General features: G+C 55.7%; 14 protein-coding genes. 3 read left to right on the top strand and 11 right to left on the bottom strand.

Annotated features, from left to right (window positions below; translation table 11 throughout):
• Positions 1-13: 13 nt before the first annotated feature.
• Positions 14-1,246: an efflux RND transporter periplasmic adaptor subunit gene (locus tag PMA3_RS06475; protein ID WP_064676384.1), complete on the bottom strand. Its 1,233-nt coding sequence runs from the start codon at positions 1,244-1,246 to the stop codon at positions 14-16.
• An 87-nt stretch (positions 1,247-1,333) separates the two neighbouring features.
• The gene (locus tag PMA3_RS06470) at positions 1,334-2,542 is read right to left on the bottom strand and encodes a TolC family protein (protein WP_237140724.1); all 1,209 of its coding nucleotides are present in this window, start codon (positions 2,540-2,542) and stop codon (positions 1,334-1,336) included.
• 565 nt (positions 2,543-3,107) lie between these two features.
• Here PMA3_RS06470 and PMA3_RS06465 point away from each other — a divergent pair.
• A complete protein-coding gene (locus PMA3_RS06465; protein WP_064676383.1) occupies positions 3,108-3,782 on the top strand; it encodes a heavy metal response regulator transcription factor in 675 nt (224 codons plus the stop codon).
• Positions 3,779-5,215, top strand: a complete 1,437-nt coding sequence (locus PMA3_RS06460) for a heavy metal sensor histidine kinase (protein WP_064676382.1) — start codon at positions 3,779-3,781, stop codon at positions 5,213-5,215. Before PMA3_RS06465 ends, PMA3_RS06460 begins: the two co-directional genes overlap by 4 nt.
• 140 nt (positions 5,216-5,355) lie before the next feature.
• On the opposite strand, the gene PMA3_RS06455 is transcribed toward PMA3_RS06460, so the two are convergent.
• The 5 genes from PMA3_RS06455 to PMA3_RS06435 all read right to left on the bottom strand — a co-directional run bounded on the left by PMA3_RS06455 (position 5,356) and on the right by PMA3_RS06435 (position 10,394).
• The gene (locus PMA3_RS06455; RefSeq protein ID WP_064676381.1) at positions 5,356-6,267 is read right to left on the bottom strand and encodes a cation diffusion facilitator family transporter; all 912 of its coding nucleotides are present in this window, start codon (positions 6,265-6,267) and stop codon (positions 5,356-5,358) included.
• A gap of 56 nt (positions 6,268-6,323) precedes the next feature.
• Complete coding sequence (locus PMA3_RS06450; protein ID WP_064676380.1) at positions 6,324-6,665, bottom strand: DUF3703 domain-containing protein; 342 nt, start codon at positions 6,663-6,665, stop codon at positions 6,324-6,326.
• Between the two features lie 14 nt (positions 6,666-6,679).
• Positions 6,680-8,776: a heavy metal translocating P-type ATPase gene (locus PMA3_RS06445; protein ID WP_064676379.1), complete on the bottom strand. Its 2,097-nt coding sequence runs from the start codon at positions 8,774-8,776 to the stop codon at positions 6,680-6,682.
• Positions 8,777-9,312: 536 nt separating this feature from the next.
• A complete protein-coding gene (locus tag PMA3_RS06440) occupies positions 9,313-9,957 on the bottom strand; it encodes a DsbA family protein (RefSeq protein ID WP_064676378.1) in 645 nt (214 codons plus the stop codon).
• Positions 9,954-10,394 carry a disulfide bond formation protein B gene (locus PMA3_RS06435; RefSeq protein ID WP_064676377.1) on the bottom strand — a complete coding sequence of 147 codons (441 nt, stop codon included), beginning with the start codon at positions 10,392-10,394 and terminating at the stop codon, positions 9,954-9,956. The genes PMA3_RS06440 and PMA3_RS06435 overlap by 4 nt, the downstream gene beginning before the upstream one ends.
• 104 nt (positions 10,395-10,498) lie before the next feature.
• On the opposite strand from PMA3_RS06435, the gene PMA3_RS06430 reads away from it, so the two are divergent.
• Entirely contained in the window at positions 10,499-10,906 is a 408-nt protein-coding gene (locus PMA3_RS06430; protein WP_064676376.1) for a MerR family transcriptional regulator, read from the top strand.
• A 253-nt stretch (positions 10,907-11,159) separates the two neighbouring features.
• Here PMA3_RS06430 and PMA3_RS06425 read toward each other — a convergent pair whose 3' ends face one another.
• Genes PMA3_RS06425 through PMA3_RS06410 form a run of 4 tightly spaced genes read right to left on the bottom strand, consistent with a single transcriptional unit; the run spans position 11,160 to position 17,399 of the window.
• Positions 11,160-11,510: a copper-binding protein gene (locus tag PMA3_RS06425; RefSeq protein WP_064676375.1), complete on the bottom strand. Its 351-nt coding sequence runs from the start codon at positions 11,508-11,510 to the stop codon at positions 11,160-11,162.
• A complete protein-coding gene (locus tag PMA3_RS06420) occupies positions 11,507-14,665 on the bottom strand; it encodes an efflux RND transporter permease subunit (protein ID WP_064676374.1) in 3,159 nt (1,052 codons plus the stop codon). Before PMA3_RS06420 ends, PMA3_RS06425 begins: the two co-directional genes overlap by 4 nt.
• Positions 14,662-16,146, bottom strand: a complete 1,485-nt coding sequence (locus tag PMA3_RS06415) for an efflux RND transporter periplasmic adaptor subunit (protein WP_064676373.1) — start codon at positions 16,144-16,146, stop codon at positions 14,662-14,664. Before PMA3_RS06415 ends, PMA3_RS06420 begins: the two co-directional genes overlap by 4 nt.
• Complete coding sequence (locus PMA3_RS06410; protein ID WP_064676372.1) at positions 16,143-17,399, bottom strand: TolC family protein; 1,257 nt, start codon at positions 17,397-17,399, stop codon at positions 16,143-16,145. The genes PMA3_RS06415 and PMA3_RS06410 overlap by 4 nt, the downstream gene beginning before the upstream one ends.
• Positions 17,400-17,445 lie beyond the last annotated feature (46 nt).

Below are 17,445 nucleotides of genomic sequence, written 5' to 3'. Positions count from 1 at the left end.
TGGAAGTGGCAAATCAGTGGGCGTGTTCAGCTGAGGCTTTACCCAGTTCTGATTTCAAAATGAAGCTGCCTGTAGCAGCGACTTGAACACCGGGCTCCAGGCCCTTTGTAATCTCGACCAGACCCGCCGCACGACTGCCTATCTCCACCGGTTGCGCCTTAAACCCGTCATCAGTTCGAACGAAAACCGTTGGCTTATCCTCGACCGTCTGGATCGCTGCTTCCGGCACTGCGACTTTCGTCATCCGGGTATCGGTATCAACCAGCACAGTTACGAACAGCCCGGGACGCCATGCGCCTTGAGGGTTCGCCAAGGTCACGCGAACCGTGGCGGTACGGGTCTGTTCGCCCAACAAACTCCCGACATAGGCCACGGTTCCGGTGACTTCGGCGTTCAACTCCGTGGCACTGACCGTGACTGCCTTACCCACTAGCACTTTGTTCAAATCCTTAGGGGAAACTCCGAAAGTTACCCACACCCGCGACAAGTCCGAGAGAGTGAAGGCATTGGTGGTTTCGCTGACAACCTCACCGAGGCCCAAGTGTTTCTCGACCACGACGCCGTCGAACGGCGCACGCAGCTCATACCGGTTGCCGCCGCTGGTCAGCGAGCTGCCACTGAGTACGCTGATTTTTTGTCGGGCATTGCTCAGGGCGATTTCGGCTTCTTGCAGAGCCTGGCGGGCTTGAAGGAAATCCTGTTCGGCAGAGATTTTGTCCTGCCATAACTGGCGCTCACGCTCGTAGGTGGTACGCGCCAACTCCAGACGACGTTGCGCCGCGGCTTGCTCACTGCGCTGATCAGAAATTTGTTGGCTGGCAATCACGGCTAGCAGCTGACCTTTTTTCACCGGTTGGCCAAGGTTGACATGTACCGACTCGACGACACCGGGCACTCGGGGCACCACATGCGCAGTGCGGTCTTCATCGAAACGGATTTCTCCAGGAAAAGGCAATGAGAGGCTGATGCTCTGTGCCTTAGCTTCGGCCAACTGAATGCCGGACGAGCTGATCTGCTCGTCGCTCAGTGTCAGGTGACCTTCTTCCGCTTCGCCTTCTGCATGCTCGCCTTCAGCTGACTCTTTTGCGGCACCCTCGTTGCCGTGATCGTCGTGGTCGTCGTGGCCCTGTTCTTCTTGCGCCTGAGCATCAGTGGACGGTGTCGACGTGCTACCCATCCAGAGCGAACCGATGCCTATGCCCACCGTCAGGGTCAGTGCGGTGACAAGGATTTGTTTTTTATCCATGGAGACTCCCTGCGCAGCTCAGTTGGCAGTCACGGATTACCGTGGCACTGCGATGCTGAGTAGCGGAAAAAAAGTGTTACGTGAAATTCACGGGGTACGAGTGAGCTGGTCGACATCACCGAAAATTCGCTCGATGCGCACCCAGGCGTCGGTAGCCTCTGCAATGGCCTGGATGTATTGGCTGCGTGCGCTGATTAAGGTGCGCTGGGCATCGAGCACGTCCAGGAAGTTGAATTTGCCCATTTCGAAACCTCGGGTAGCGGTATCGACGGCACTTTGCGCAGCAGGCAGGATGGTTTGATTGAACGACGTGACTTCAGTGTTCGCGGTCATCCACTGATCCAGAGTGGTCTGGATTTCTGTGCGCAGGCGCAACTCGCTGGCATTGCGAAGGTCGCGGGCCTGATCAGTTCGGCGGGCGGCTGCCAATACATTGCCCTGGTTACGGTTGAACAGCGGGATGGGCATCGACAACCCCACGACATTCACCCTCTCGCGTTCCCGTTCATCGTATTGGCTACCCACACTTACGGTGAGGTCAGGAATGCGCTGAGCTTTCTCCAGGCCAAGCGAGGCTTCACGCTGCTCGATTTGCAGCTTTGCCAACCGTAACTCCGCGGTTTCACCTATGCGATTAAGCAGCAGTGAAGGTTCCGGCACCTTTGGCATCGACCTGCCTGAATCACCCACAGACGTGAATGCGGGCAAGGGTGCCCCCATGACCTGAGCGAGTTGCTGATAGGCATTAGCCTCGTCCCGCTCAGCCCGTCTCAACTCGAGACGCACTTCCGATAGTTGAACCTGTGCTCGAGTACCTTCCACGGGAGATGACTTACCACTTTCGATACGCCCTTGAGCGACACGCAAACCTCGCTCGGCGAGCTCAAGGGATTGACGTGCCAAGAGCAACCTCTGCCGGGCCGTCGATGAGCTGTAAAACGCCTGGATGACATCAGCACGCAGAACATTGCGTTTGCGCTCCAATTCAATCCCCGCCGCGTCCTGGGCTCGGCTGGCAACGTCTATCCTAGCCCCACGCTTGCCACCCAGCTCAATCGGCTGGTTGATCATCACCGTCGTAGTCCGTGAATTTCGGCGAGTATCTTCAGCCTCCCACGACAGTTCGGGATTAGGAATCAAGCCCGCTTGTTGTCGATCTCCTTGAGTGATACCAATTTCCCACTGTGCTGCCGCCAGGTCGGGATTGTTCGCAAAGGCCGTTTCTAGTGCTTGATCTATGGTCAGCGTCTGTGAAGACGAAACTGCGGCAAAACTGGTGCCTGCCGATGAGAACATACAACTTAAGCCTACTACCAGTAAGGCCTTTTTTATGTTCAAGAGTGCAGTTAACTTTTTATGCCAACGCAATTTCCAAATTCCTTTAACGCTAATATTCTCTACGCATAAATGTAGAGTTTTTCACTTATCAGCAAGGTGACTGAAAAATTACAAATACGTTATCCAACGATCCCGCTGTATTTTTTGCACTAGCATAGGGGGAGTAAAAAACAGATTCGCAAGGTTGGCAATATGACGCAACAAATCCACTCCAATATCTGCCGAACAGCACTTGTCGAAAACCGATAGCCGTGAACATAGCCATTCATGAATAAATTCAAGAGCGCTTTGTGCGACACGTTGTCGCAAGACACTGCTTTGATGGCTCAAGAGCGGTGCTTTGGCTTGACCCTGTAGCAGCTATAGGCTTTAAGGTGATGCCCAATACGCAGCGGATGGACGTTGAGGCTACGAATAAATGAAGAGCTTTATAGTTTTAATATTTCGGTCAGAAACCCTAAAAAAATACTAACTTTTCTGAATTAGTTAATTGATTTTTAATTATATAAAATGGTGATATATCATGCGAATCCTTGTAATTGAGGACGAGCCTAAAACTGCCGAGTATTTGCATCAAGGACTGACCGAAAGTGGCTATGTTGTTGATCGTGCGGCAACGGGTGCAGATGGGCTTCATCTGGCGCGTCAACATGCCTATGACTTGGTGATACTTGACGTTAATCTTCCGGAACTTGACGGCTGGGGTGTTCTTGAACGTCTGCGCCAAAGCAGTAACGCACGAGTCATGATGTTGACGGCGCGAGGGCGCCTGGCGGACAAGATCCGCGGACTGGATTTAGGCGCCGATGACTATCTGGTCAAACCGTTTGAGTTTCCTGAGCTACTGGCAAGGGTACGAACCCTGATGCGGCGCAGTGAGCACATTCCTGTCCCGCAGGTACTTAAGGTAGCCGATCTGGAGCTCGACCAAGGACGTCACCGTGCTTTTCGTGGTGATCAGCGCATAGATCTGACGACCAAGGAGTTTGCGCTTCTGCACCTGCTGATGCGCCAGACTGGAGAAGTGCTTTCCCGCACCCAAATCATTTCATTGGTCTGGGACATGAATTTTGACTGTGACACCAACGTTGTCGAGGTTTCAATCCGTAGGTTGAGGGCCAAAATAGACGACCCCTTCGATAACAAATTGATCCACACCCTTCGCGGTGTTGGTTACGTATTGGAGGCACGCGAATGAAGCCGGTCAGCCTGTCAATGCGACTAGGTTTGACGGTAAGTATTCTGGGAGCATTGTTGGTGGTGTTTTTGGCTATCCTGGCCTTTTTCGCCCTGACGCATGAGCTGGATAAGCTGGCGAAAAATAGTCTGGACAATAAAATGCAGCAGGTTGAGCACAGCCTCTCACTATACGAGGACACGGCTGACGTAAACTCGACACCGCACTCGTTGCTGGATCAAGTCATGGGGCATGACAATCTGAACCTGGCCATCTATGACCTGACAAACCTCAGGACACCCTTACTGAAATTCGGGTCTGGTTTGTCGGATCCGCGGATTGAATTGAAAGCTGCGACTGCTGCCGTTGACAGGATTTCATACTCCACCAATTCCGATGGTGAGGGTCGACACTTCCTTACCGCATCGAAGCTCATCCGATTAAAGAACGGTGTGAGTGTTCCCGTATTGCTGTCGATGGATTGTGCGAACGATGAAGCGTTGCTCAATGCGTATCTTCGGTCGACGATTATTGCTCTGCCGCTTTTACTGATACTCATCGGAATAAGTGCCTGGGCCGTGGTGCAACGGGGACTTTCTCCTCTGAGAGAGTTCCGGAAGGTCGCCGCCATGATCTCAGCTCAAGACCTCAGCCATCGACTCTCTGTGGTCAAAATGCCTCAAGAGCTCAGTGAATTGGCGCACGGCATCAACTTCATGCTGCACCGACTCGACAGCGGTATTCAGCAACTGTCGCAGTTCTCCGATGACTTAGCCCACGAATTACGATCCCCCATCACCAATTTGATGGGCAAGGCCCAGGTTACCCTGTCTCGGGAGCGTCCAGCAGAAGAATACAAAGCAGTGCTTGGTTCATGCACCGAAGAGTTGGGGCGTGTCACCCGAATTGTCTCGGATATGCTCTTCCTTGCTCAGGTCAGTCACCCCGCCGCGCTCGTCCCGTTCGAGACAATTACATTGGAGGATGAAGCGTTGAAAGTCGTCGATCTGTTTTCACTGTCTGCGGAAGAAAAACGGATCAGCCTGAGCGTCACTGGAAACGGCAAGACCATTGGCGACAGGTTGATGATTCAGCGAGCAATATCAAATCTGTTGTCCAACGCGATACGTCACTGCCCGGCCGGACAATCCATTTCAATCGTTATCGAAAACCATGCCGAACAAGTCTCGCTACTCGTCGGCAACCCTGGTGCGGGGATCGAGCCTCAGCATCTGTCGCACTTGTTCGACCGCTTTTATCGGGTCGACACCAGTCGTTCACGTGCAGAAGGTGGTACCGGTCTTGGTTTGGCCATTGTTCGATCGATCATGAGCCTCCACCAGGGAGCGGCGGACGTTCAAAGCATGCCTGGCGGCATGACCGTTTTCAGGCTGAACTTCCCAAACCTCGAGGGACAGACCACCTGGCAGCAGGCTAGAAAGGCTCAAGGGTAAATTCCCGCAACAAGCTTGTATAACCCGCCCCTTCCCTGCACCGCTGGACATGCTCCGGTGGTCAGGGTTTTATGTCCGTTGGGTTCTGAGGACATCGCAGCAGACCCCACCCCGACATGGGATGTTCACAAGATCCCGCTCTAGTGCTGCATGCCTTCGTTTTTTTCGAGCCCTGCATGAAACTGCGAGTTTTCTAATTGAAGAGTCGTATGGCTGATATGGAATACCTCGCTCATCAGTCGCGTCACCTCAGCCAATATATCTTGCTCGGCACGGGAGGAACGCTGGATGACAAGGTGAGCACTCATGACATTCTTGCCGCTGGTCAGGGCCCAGATATGCAGATCATGGATATCCTCAATGCCTTCAACCGCCCTGATGCTCGCCTCCACTTCAGCGATATCGATACCATCCGGAACCCCTTGCAACAGGATGTTCATGCTTTCTTTGAGCAAAACCCAGGTTCTGGGAAGCACCCACAGGCCGATGGCTGCGGCAACGATCGAGTCAACCCAAGTCAATCCGGTAAAACGAATGATCAATGCTGCCCCTATTACGCCAATGGAGCCCAGCATGTCGCTCCAGACTTCCAGGTACGCGCCTTTTACGTTAAGGCTTTCGGTACTGGCAGACATGAGCAACCGCATTGAAATAAGGTTCACAACGAGCCCTATCACCGCGACGATCAGCATGCCTGTCGATTGGATTTCTGTCGGGGTTTTAAACCGCTGATAAGCCTCGTACAAGATGTACACCGCCACCATAAACAACAGAATCGCGTTAAAAGTAGCTGCGAGGATCTCAAATCGTGCGTAGCCGAATGTCCGTTTTTTATCTGCAGCGCGTTTGGCGATTTGAATAGCGATCAATGAAATAGCCAGGGCAGTGCAATCGGTCAGCATGTGAGCCGCATCGGATAACAACGCCAAGCTACCGGTAACGAAAGCCCCAATGACTTCCGCGATCATGAAGCTTGTCGTTAACGCCAGAGCAATCCACAACTTTTTCTCGTGTCCTGCACGAGCTTGACCGTGACTATGACCAGCGCCCATATGACTCTCCATGTGAATGTAAAGATGTGGTGGCTACTCAGAGAACTGTCTGCGGGTCACTCTTCGTCAAGAAGAGATTCTAGTTCCGGAGAGAGAGGCATCACCTGAAAAGCGTTGATTCGGGCGCGACCGGTGTTCCCACGAGGCACCCATAACCTAGAAAATAGCAGTGCAGCAATAACACGTGGTATTTGTCCAAAGACCTCCCGGGGGTCTTGTGCTCTGATGCCCACGAACAACATCAAGACGTGAGATTTCGCATGTAGCAGCGGATGGCGCTGCGCCAGGATGTGGGTACGCTCTAGCCAATAGTAGGCGCTCTCAAAATCTCGACACCGAATCGCGATACGAGCTTCGCCGAAGCCCTCAAGAATTGCACGATGCAACAACTCTTTCATGCTGAATCTCCGGACTATTTTTTCAGCAAGCGCAGCCCATTGAGCACTACCAGGAGGCTGACGCCGACATCTGCAAACACCGCCATCCACATGGTGGCGACCCCCATCAAGGTGAACATCAGGAATATCGCCTTGATGCCGAGGGCGAACACGATATTTTGTTTGAGGATCAGCGCGGTCTGCCGTGACAGGCGAACAAAGGCCGGGATCTTGCGCAGGTCATCATCCATCAACGCAACGTCAGCCGTTTCGATGGCGGTTCCCGTACCAGCCCCAGCCATGGCGAAGCCAATCTGGGACTTGGCGAGAGCCGGCGCATCGTTTATTCCATCACCCACCATCCCCACCACGTGGTTGCGGCTTTGCAACTCAGCGATGGCCGCCAGCTTGTCGGCAGGCAGCAAGTTGCCTCGCGGCTCATCAATACCAACGCGCTGAGCAATGGCTTCAGCCGTGTGCGCGTTGTCACCGGTCAGCATCATGGTCTTGATGCCTAACTTGTGCAGTTCCTTGATCGCGAGCTGGCTTGAATCCTTTACGGTATCGGCCACGGCAAACAGAGCAAATGCTTGCGTGGAGCTGGTCAACGCCACGACCGTTTTTCCCTGACGCTCCAATCGGTTCAGAGACGTGTCCAGCTCTGGCGTACCCAGCCCCAGCTCTGCGATCAAACGGTGGTTTCCAAGGTAATAAAGCTTTCCATCGATCAAGCCCTTCACCCCACGACCGGGAATGGCCTCGAAGCTCTCGACCTGTTTCAGCATTGTGGCTCCCAGCCCCTCATGCCTGGCGATTGCCTGTGAGACCGGGTGATCCGAGCGAGCCCCCAGACTGGCGGCGAGCAATTGAGGCGCTACATCTGAAGTCTTGGCCAGGGGCAGGTAGTCGGTTTGAACCGGCTTGCCGTGGGTGATGGTTCCGGTTTTATCCAGCGCGACAAAGCTCAGCTTGGCGCCAATCTCCAGGTAGACACCGCCCTTAACCAAAATGCCTTTGCGAGCCGCCGCCGCCAGCCCGCTGACGATGGATACCGGCGTGGAAATGACCAGTGCGCAGGGGCAAGCAACAACCAGAAGCACCAAGGCGCGATAAATCCAGTCAGTCCATACTCCACCCATGAGCAAAGGCGGTAACACCGCAATGGCCAAGGCGAAGAAGAACACTGCCGGCGTGTAAACCTTGGCGAACTTGTCGACGAATCGCTGGGTGGGTGCCCGCGAACTTTGCGCTTCTTCAACGGCGTGAATGATTCGGGCCAGCGTCGTGTTGTTGGCCTCGGCGGTTACACGGTACTCAAAGGAGCCCGATTCATTGATGGAGCCGGCATACACAGGATCATCAACCGACTTCTCGATGGGCAGGCTCTCACCCGTGATGGGGGCCTGGTTGACGGTAGACGTGCCGGAAGCGACGTCACCATCCAGGCCGATACGCTCACCAGGACGCACCCGAACCAGCGCTCCGATCCCGACCGTCTTCACATCGACTTCCAGCCAGGAACCGTCGGAGTGGCGGACAGTGGCGCGTTCCGGAGTCAGATCCAGCAGCCCCTTGATGGCGTTACGTGCACGATCCAGCGACTTCGCCTCGACCATTTCCGCAATGGTGAACAGCACCATGACCATCGCCGCTTCTGGCCACTGCCCGATCAACACGGCGCCAGTCACTGCAATACTCATCAACGCATTGATGTTCAGATTTAGATGTTTGAGTGAAATCCAGCCTTTCTTATAGGTCGTCGGCCCACAGAGGGCGATGGCAAACAAGGCTATGACGGCAACCACCCATTCCGGCGCCGCCTGGGTGTAATGCAGGACTTCCGCGCCCGCCGCAGCAACACCGGACAGCACCAACGGCCACCAACTACTTTTAGGCACGGGTTTAGCTTGTGACTCGGTTTGCCCTGCATTGGCGTCAGGTGCCTTGCTCTTAGCCGTCAATGGCTCCGCGTGCATGCCGAGCGACAGCACTGCTGCTTCGATACCCAAGGTATCCGGCAACTCGTGCCACACACCCAGTGTGCGGTTCATCATGTTGAATTCGAGTTTTTGTATCCCGCTCATTCGAGCGAGCTTGCCCTCGATCATGGTTTGCTCGGAGGGACAGCACATCTGTCCGATGCGGAAACTGCTGAAGCGTGCACCGTCGCTGGCACCCGTTTGATGAGCTTCTGGTGAACAAGATTTCGGGTCTGATGGAGGGCTGGCCACTTCGGTAAAAAGAGCGTTGTCGACCGCAGCGGCAGGTTTGCTCGGTTCAGCCAGGTTGTACAGGATAGACGGCGCAGCTGTAGCAGCGCAGCATGATTTGCCACCGTCCGGAGCAGGCGCGCAGCAACCCGCGCCTTCTGCCTTGGAGGGTTCTGGATTCACGTTTGTGGCTTTCGGGGCACAACAGCTGTCAGCCGACTGAGCTTTCGCCGCGCCTGAATCGCAGGTCGTTGCAGCAGGGGCGCAGCAACCCGAGCTTGCGGATGGATCAAACACTTCGACGACGGCCTGTGTTCCAGGTGTTTGTTTGTCACCGCAACAGCTTTTCATGAGGGCACTCCCGGCAGGATATGGCGAAGAGTGAACACCTTATAGCCACTATAGGGTCAAGCGAATCATGAAGATCGTTGACCCGTTTTCAGCATCGCTAATCTTGTTTATCGCGACTGGTTGATCTCGCTCCAGATCAGGTCATAGAGCGGCTGGGCACCGAAGTTGGTGAGCGGTTTACCGTTGACGAAGAAAGTCGGTGTTCCGCTGACGCCTACCTTTTTCGCATCGGCAGCGTCTCGTTCAATGGTCGCCGTGATCTCAGCAGACATCATGTCCTCGCGAGCCTTGGCCACGTCCAGGCCTGCCTGACCCGCTGCGTCCCAAGCCGCCGTAGCCTTTGCGTCGCCATGCCATTGCGGCTGAGCCTCAAGCACAGCTTCAAGTACTGGTACAAACACGCCCTGTTTGCGCGCAGTTTCCAGAATGCGGATGGCCTCTTCAGAACCGGCGTGAAGCCGGACATAACGTAGCACCAGACGAACATCTGCCGGGTGCTGGGACATCATTTTTTTCACAATGGGATAAAAGGCGCGGCAACTCTCACACGACGGGTCGAAGAACTCGACAATCGTGACCGGTGCCTTGGCAGGGCCAAAGCTTGGCGAATTGAAACGCACCAGCGCGCCGATTTCCTGCACGGGCGCGGTCGCTTGAGGCACCGTGGAGGCTCGTTCATAAAAAAATGCAGCGACCGCAAAGCCGATCACTGTCAGGACACTGATGGCGAGGACGAGTGTGCGTCGGCTCATTGGTTGAATCTCCGGCGGATAAGAACAAGAAGAATGATCAGGAGGCTGAATACACCCAGCGATAACAAAGGCAACGGCACGCCACCGAGGATGGTCATGTCATCGCCAGAGCAGGACGGGCCGGCACCACAGGGTTTGATGCTTTCGGGGATCAATCCGAAATAAAGCAGGTTGTGATACAGGGCGATCAACCAGCCCGTAACGGCCAAAGGCAATGCGTAACGCCAGGCGCCCATGTCCGACACGCAACAAGCGACACCCAGTACAAGCACCAGGGGAAACATGAAGGCACGCTGAAACCAGCAAAGTACACAAGGTTCCTGTCCCATGACTTCACCAACGAACAGCACGGCAATGGTGGAAACCAGTGCAATCAGCCATGCCCAAAGCAGTAATGCCCAACCTTGGGATTGAGCTTGTGGGTGTGTGGTTTGCATGAAGTTAAAGCCCTTCCTTGTAGATGAGGCACATACACACGCGGATTTTCTAATCGACCGATGTGAGTAGAATAAAGGTTCTAGCGACTATAAGGTCAAGCGAAATGAATGCGGCCACTTACACGATTGGCGCCTTGGCGAAAACCACCGATACCAAAGCGGTAACCATCCGGTACTACGAACAGCTGGGGCTGTTGCCTTCTGCCGGGAGATCGCCATCGGGCTACCGCTATTACACGAATGAGGAGCGTGACCGCCTGCTGTTCATCCGCCGTAGTCGTTCGCTCGGATTCAGCCTGGATGACATTCGTGAATTACTGGGTTTTGCTGATCGACGTGATGCTTCCTGCGCAGGGGTAGACGCAAAGGTCGAAGCTCAATTGGAACAGGTGAGAATACGTATTCGCGACTTGCGAGGCCTTGAAGCGGAGTTGCAGCGCTTGAATCTATGTTGTCAGGGTGGAGTAATCGAGCAATGCCGCATTATTGAATCGTTGTCGACACGTGATTAGGTCGGCACTGGGTAATTTGTACATTGAGCGAGGCCCTGCGCTGCAATGTTAAGATCGATGAGTGGTTTCCTTCTAAAGCCGAAAGACAGCGGTTGCTTGCGATGTTGGATTGGGGAAAATCCAAGCTTTTCGAGCTAGGTAGGCTACAGAAAATGGAAGCTTGGCTAAGCTCGCAGTAGGTTGATGAGGCGGGGGTGGTTTAGGAAGACAACCGGCACGATAGAGCGTGCCGGCAATTCTCATCGTTACAGTCTTATTTTTTAATGGAAACGATTGCGGCTTTGCCACCCTCTAGCCGAAAGGAAAACGAGACACGGTCTCCGACCGCCAGCCCTGTCAGCTGATCCTCCGTTATCGAAAAAGCCATGGTCATCGGCGGCCATTGCACGGCTGGAACAGCTCCGTGGGAGATGGTCACCGTATGCTTCTTAGAATCAATAGCCTTGATCGTTCCCTCGGTGTTTGCGACTTGAGCCTGTTTTGTTTTCTGCTCCATCTGCATGCCCTCCATACCGTCCATTTTCATGCCCGGCATGTCCTCCGCATGGGCAGAAATTGATAGCGCGAATACGGTGCTTGCAGCTGCAATCAGGGTCAGTTTCATACGACATTTCCTTCAGGTTTGACGGTTTTAACGGAGAGGTGCCGACGACGCATCAGGCGATAGGCTGCCGGAATGACAAACAGGGAAAGCAAGGGTGCCGTGACCATACCGCCGACCATGGGCGCGGCGATGCGGCTCATGACTTCGCTGCCGGTGCCGCTGCCTAACAGGATGGGTAACAGACCGGCAATGATCACGGCCACGGTCATGGCCTTGGGTCGAACGCGCTGCACAGCGCCTTCACGAATTGCCGCCACCAACCCGCGCTCAGTGCTGTCGCCGAGGTCTTCACGCTCGGCCCAGGCGTTTTTCAGGTAGAGCAACATGATCACGCCGAATTCGGCAGAAACCCCGGCTAAGGCGATAAAACCCACCCCGGTCGCGACCGAAAGGTTGAAGCCCAAAAGATAGAGAAACCATGCCCCCCCAGTCAGTGCGAATGGCAATGTGGCCATGATCAGCAAGGCCTCATCGAATCGGGCAAAAGTCAGGTAGAGCAACACGAAGATGATCAGTAGCGTGGCAGGCACCACCAGTTTGAGTCGTGCGTTGGCCCTTTCGAGAAACTCGAACTGTCCTGAGTAACTAAGGCTCATACCGGGCTGCAACTTGACCTGCTCATTGACGACCCGGCGTAGATCGGCGACCACCGATGCAATGTCCCGACCACGCACATCGATGTACACCCAGCCTGAAGGCCGTGCGTTCTCGCTCTTGAGCATCGGCGGCCCGTCGCTGACCTTGATCTTCGCCACAGTGCCAAGGGTAATCTGGCTGCCTAGCGGGGTGTAGATTGGCAACTGCTCCAAGGCGCCGAGCGAGTCTCGCCACTCACGAGGGTAACGGACGTTTATCGGGAAGCGTGCAAGCCCTTCAATGGTCTCCCCGACGTTTTCACCGCCGATAGCACCAGCCACAATGGACTGCACATCAGCGATATTCAGTCCGTAGCGGGCGGCGGCCTTGCGGTCGATATCTACATCGATATAGCGGCCACCGGTCAGTCGCTCGGCCAGAGCTGAGCTGACACCGGGCACGTCCTTGGCCACTCGCTCGACTGCCTGAGTCGCGGCATCGATCTCCGTCAGGTTGGTGCCGGCAACTTTCACTCCGATTGGGCTCTTTATACCTGTCGCCAGCATATCGATTCGGTTTCGTATCGGCGGTATCCAGATATTGGTTAGTCCAGGGACTCGTACCACGCGATCAAGTTCTTCCACCAATTTTTCCTGGGTCATGCCCAGACGCCACTGCTCGTGCGGCTTGAATTGAATGGTGGTTTCGAACATCTCCAGCGGTGCCGGGTCGGTTGCGGTTTCGGCACGGCCTGCTTTACCAAAGACGTGCTCAACCTCTGGAACGGTCTTGATCAGGCGGTCGGTCTGTTGCAGCAATTGCGCCGCTTTCTGCGCCGACAATCCCGGCAGAGCAGAAGGCATATAGAGCAGGTCGCCCTCATCCAACGGCGGAAGAAATTCTCCACCCAAGCGCGACATTGGCCATAGGGCACTGACGCAAACCAATAGCGCCACCAGCAGCGTGATCTTTGGTCGACGTAAGACTGCGTCCAGGGCTGGCTGATAGATCCGAATCAACCACCGGTTCAACGGGTTCTGTTGCTCACTGGGGATTCGTCCTCGAATCCAGTAGCCCATCAGCACTGGCACCAAGGTCACTGACAATCCCGCCGCTGCGGCCATGGCGTAGGTCTTGGTGAAAGCCAGTGGGCCGAACAATCGCCCTTCCTGTGCTCCCAGGGTAAAAACCGGAATGAACGACAGGGTGATGATCAACAAACAGAAGAACAGTGCTGGGCCTACCTCCGCTGCCGCTTCAGTCATCACGTGCCAATGATGCTCACCTTTCAGTTCCTCCCCAGGATTGGCTGCGTGCCAGGCCTCAACCTTCTTGTGGGCGTTCTCAATCATCACGACGGCGGCATCGACCATCGCGCCAATGGCGATGGCAATCCCGCCCAAAGACATGATATTGGCGTTGATGCCTTGGTAACGCATGACGATGAAGGCAATCAACACCCCCACCGGCAAGGAGATGATCGCCACCAGCGACGAGCGTAAGTGCCAGAGGAAGATCCCACAAACCAACGCGACAACGATGAACTCTTCGATAAGCTTGTGGCTGAGATTTTCCACAGCGCGGTCGATCAGCTTGCTTCGGTCGTAGGTGGTGACGATTTCAACCCCAGCCGGCAAATTGCTTTTCAGCTCGTCGAGTTTGCTCTTGACCGCAGCAATGGTCTCGCGAGCATTCTTGCCGCTGCGCAAAATAACCACGCCGCCGACAGTCTCGCCCTCACCGTCGAGTTCGGTGATGCCACGCCGCATTTCCGGCCCCAGTTGGATCGTGGCGACATCACCAAGAGTCACCGGCACACCGCTCGAGCCCAGCTTCAGCGGGATCGCCCGAAAGTCATTGAGCGTCTTCAGGTAGCCGGAAGCCCGCACAATGAACTCGGTCTCCGCCATCTCCAGCACTGCACCACCCGTTTCCTGATTGGCCTTGCCGATAGCGTCGGTCACCTCAGTCTGGGTGATGCCAAGGCTGGCCAGTTTGAGCGGATCAAGCTGCACCTGGTATTGCTTGACCATGCCTCCCACCGTAGCCACTTCTGCAACGTTGGGCAGGGTCTTGAGTTCGAACTTGAGGAACCAGTCCTGAAGTGCTCGAAGCTGGGCTAAATCGTGACCGCCACTGCGATCCACCAGTGCGTACTGGTAGATCCAACCCACCCCTGTCGCATCCGGCCCCAACGCCGGTTTGGCGCTGGCCGGCAACCGGCTTTGTATTTGGCTCAGGTATTCCAACACCCGCGAGCGGGCCCAGTACAAGTCAGTGCCGTCTTCGAACAGCACGTAAACGAAGCTATCCCCAAAGAAGGAATAACCACGCACGGTCTTGGCCCCTGGTACTGAGAGCATGGTGGTGGCCAACGGATAGGTCACCTGATTCTCGACAATCTGCGGCGCTTGTCCTGGATAAGTAGTGCGGATGATCACCTGAACATCGGAGAGATCCGGCAACGCATCGATGGGCGTGCTCTGCACCGACCAAATACCCCAAGCCGTGACGAACAGTGTCGCCAGTAGCACCAGGAATCGGTTGGCCACCGACCAACGAATGAGAGCTGCAATCATGGCTGGCTCCCCGATTTATTCAGGCGCTCGACACGCAAGCCATCATCGGTCTGGCTCACCGCGACCCGAACCTTGTCACCAGCACTGAGGCCTTGCATCAGCGCCGGACTGGCGAGAGGGAACGTCATCGTCATGCCAGGCATGCCCAGCGTCTTGAAGGGGCCATGGGCGAGCGTGACTTCTTTGTCGTTGATCTCAACGATCTGCCCATCCGCCTCATGCAAACTGGCGGCTGCCGCACTGGGCAGCGACTCTTTCTCCGAGCTTGCAACGATGCCCTTGAGACTAGCTTCCGAGTCGAGCAGGAACTGGCCAGAGGTCACCACCTTCTGGCCTTCTTCCAGGCCTTTCACTATCGCCGTCTTGCCGTCGCTTTCCTGGCCGAGTTGCACTTCAACCGGACGGTAGCGGCCAGCGTCTTCGGCGAGCATCACCAGAGCACGTCGGCCAGTACGAATAACCGCCTCGCTCGGCACCCACAAGACACTCTGCCCGGTTGAGCTGTTCAGGCGTACGTGCGCCGTCAAACCCGGTCTGAGGCGCCCGTCCGAATTGGGTAGTTCCACCCGCACGCGAAGCGTGCGACTGTCCGGATTGGTCTCGGGCAAAATCGCGCTGACCTTGCCATTGAGCATTGTCCCAGGGAAAGCTGGCAGACGCGCTTCGACTGGCTGCCCCACGGTGATAGCTGCGGAGTCCGATTCTGGAACAGCCACGGCTAGCCAGACACTGCTCAAGCCATTGACGCGCGCCAGAGTGTCGCCAGTCGCCACGGTCATCCCCGTACGAACACTCAATTCTTGCAGCACACCACCGATGGGGCTGGTGAGCGTCAGGTAAGGTTGAACCTTACCGCCACGCTCTACCTGGGTAATCAGTGTTGCCGGCATCCCAGTGAGCCGCAGTCGCTGGCGGGCCGCAGCCAACAGGTCGGCATCACCGTTGCGCTTGAGTGCAAGGAACTCTGTCTGGGCGGCGGCCCACTCTGGCACCAGAATATCAGCCAACGGCGCATTGGCTTTGAGCACATCGCCTGGAGCATGGGCATAGACCCGTTCTACAAAGCCTGCGGTGCGTGCCTGAATCACGGCGACATCCCGTTCATTGAACGCCAAGACACCTGTCACGTCGAGGCTGGACTCAAAATTTCCACGAGTGACAGTCGCAAAACGCAGACCGAGATTTTGGGTCAGACTCGGATCGATACTGACGGTCGCACGATCCCCGACGCCGCCGGCGTACTGGGGGATCAGTTGCATGTCCATGAAGGGGGACTTACCCGGTTTATCGAACTTTTGCTGCGGGTACATGGGGTCGTACCAATACAGGGCTTTGCGTTCGTCCGGGGAATTTAGGCTCTGCTCAGCAGCAGTACTTGGTACTCCGCTCGTGCGCAGGTGAGCGAACCAGTAACCACCGGCAACACCCAATGCCATCGATACTCCCACCAGCAATGCCCCATTCCATTTTTTGAGGTTCATTGGCTGGACTCCCCATAAGCAAAATACAGACGCGCACTGGTCAGTGCTCGCTGCTCTTCCACATCGACCTGTTTGAGGCGGACTTCAATGAGTTCACGTCGGGCGGCAACAACGGCGTTTAAATCGCCTTTACCAGCGCGATAACTGGCCATGCTGAGTTCGACCTTTTCCCTGGCCAGCGGCAACAGGCTTTCCTGGTTGCGGCTTACCGCACGATTAAGGCGCTCATAGTCAGCCAGTTCGTTTTCCAGTTGCTGAGTGTGCTCGCGTGACAGGGCATCGCGCTCAGCCTCAAGCTGACTGAGTTCAGCCTGTTTGGCTGCGATTTTGGGATTTTGCCGAGAGTCTGGAAACAGCGGCAGATCCCAGGAAAATTGCACGCTGACCATGTCGCCAAACTCACGGCCACGGCGCTGGTAGTCCAGTTCCCAGCTCCAGTCCGACTGCTTCTCAGACACGGCTTCACGAACCTTGGCTTGCGCTTCACGGGTCATCGGCGCAAACGCGGCCAACTCGGGATGGTGTTGCAGTTTATGGGCGTAGCTTGAGGGATCGACAGGCCATTGAGGAAAACTGCCCACAGGCTTGTCGTTGGCGGCGGAGCCTATCCAGCGTTTGAGGGCCGCTCGGGCCTGCACGCGCTGGCGAACCAGATCGTCCTGTTGCTCCTCCAGTCGAGCTGCTTCTTGCTTGGGCGTCACCGCATCGGCGGGTTGAGCGCGGCCACCGGCAATCTGGGCGCGGACGGTATCGGTCAGCAGGCGATTTTCTTTGTAGAAGTCCTGGAACAGCGCATCTTTGCGCTCAACCGAGTAGCTGCTGATCCAAGCCAATGCCGTGGACTGGCGTACCTTCAGGCGCTCGACTCCACGCTCTGCCGCAGCTCGATCAATGGCCGCATCGGCGACCTCAATGCGTGCTTTGCGCTTGTCGCTGTTGGGCATCTCTTGTCTGACCCCGACCATTTGCATGGTCATGAAGTCGTCGTTGATGCTCCAGCGATCTGAGCCGCCGATGGGGTAGTTCTGCACACCTGCCAGCAACTTGGGGTCAGGTAATTCACCCGCTGGAATAGCCGCACTGCTGGCAGCCTGAATTTTGGCGTCTTGTGCGGCCAGCGACGGTGCATTGTTTTCAGCCAGCCGCAACGCTTCATCGAGTGTCAATGCGGCAGCGAAGCTCGGCAATGCCAGTACGCTTGCCGCCAGACCGGCCACGAGGGGCCAACCTGTGCAATAGCACTTGGAGTTCATGTTTACGATTCCTGTGATCATCCACTGCACGCGTCAAAAAGAAATG

Origin of the sequence: Pseudomonas silesiensis (assembly GCF_001661075.1) — a bacterium.
Lineage (GTDB): Bacteria > Pseudomonadota > Gammaproteobacteria > Pseudomonadales > Pseudomonadaceae > Aquipseudomonas > Aquipseudomonas silesiensis.
This window is presented reverse-complemented; position numbering and strand designations above follow the sequence as displayed.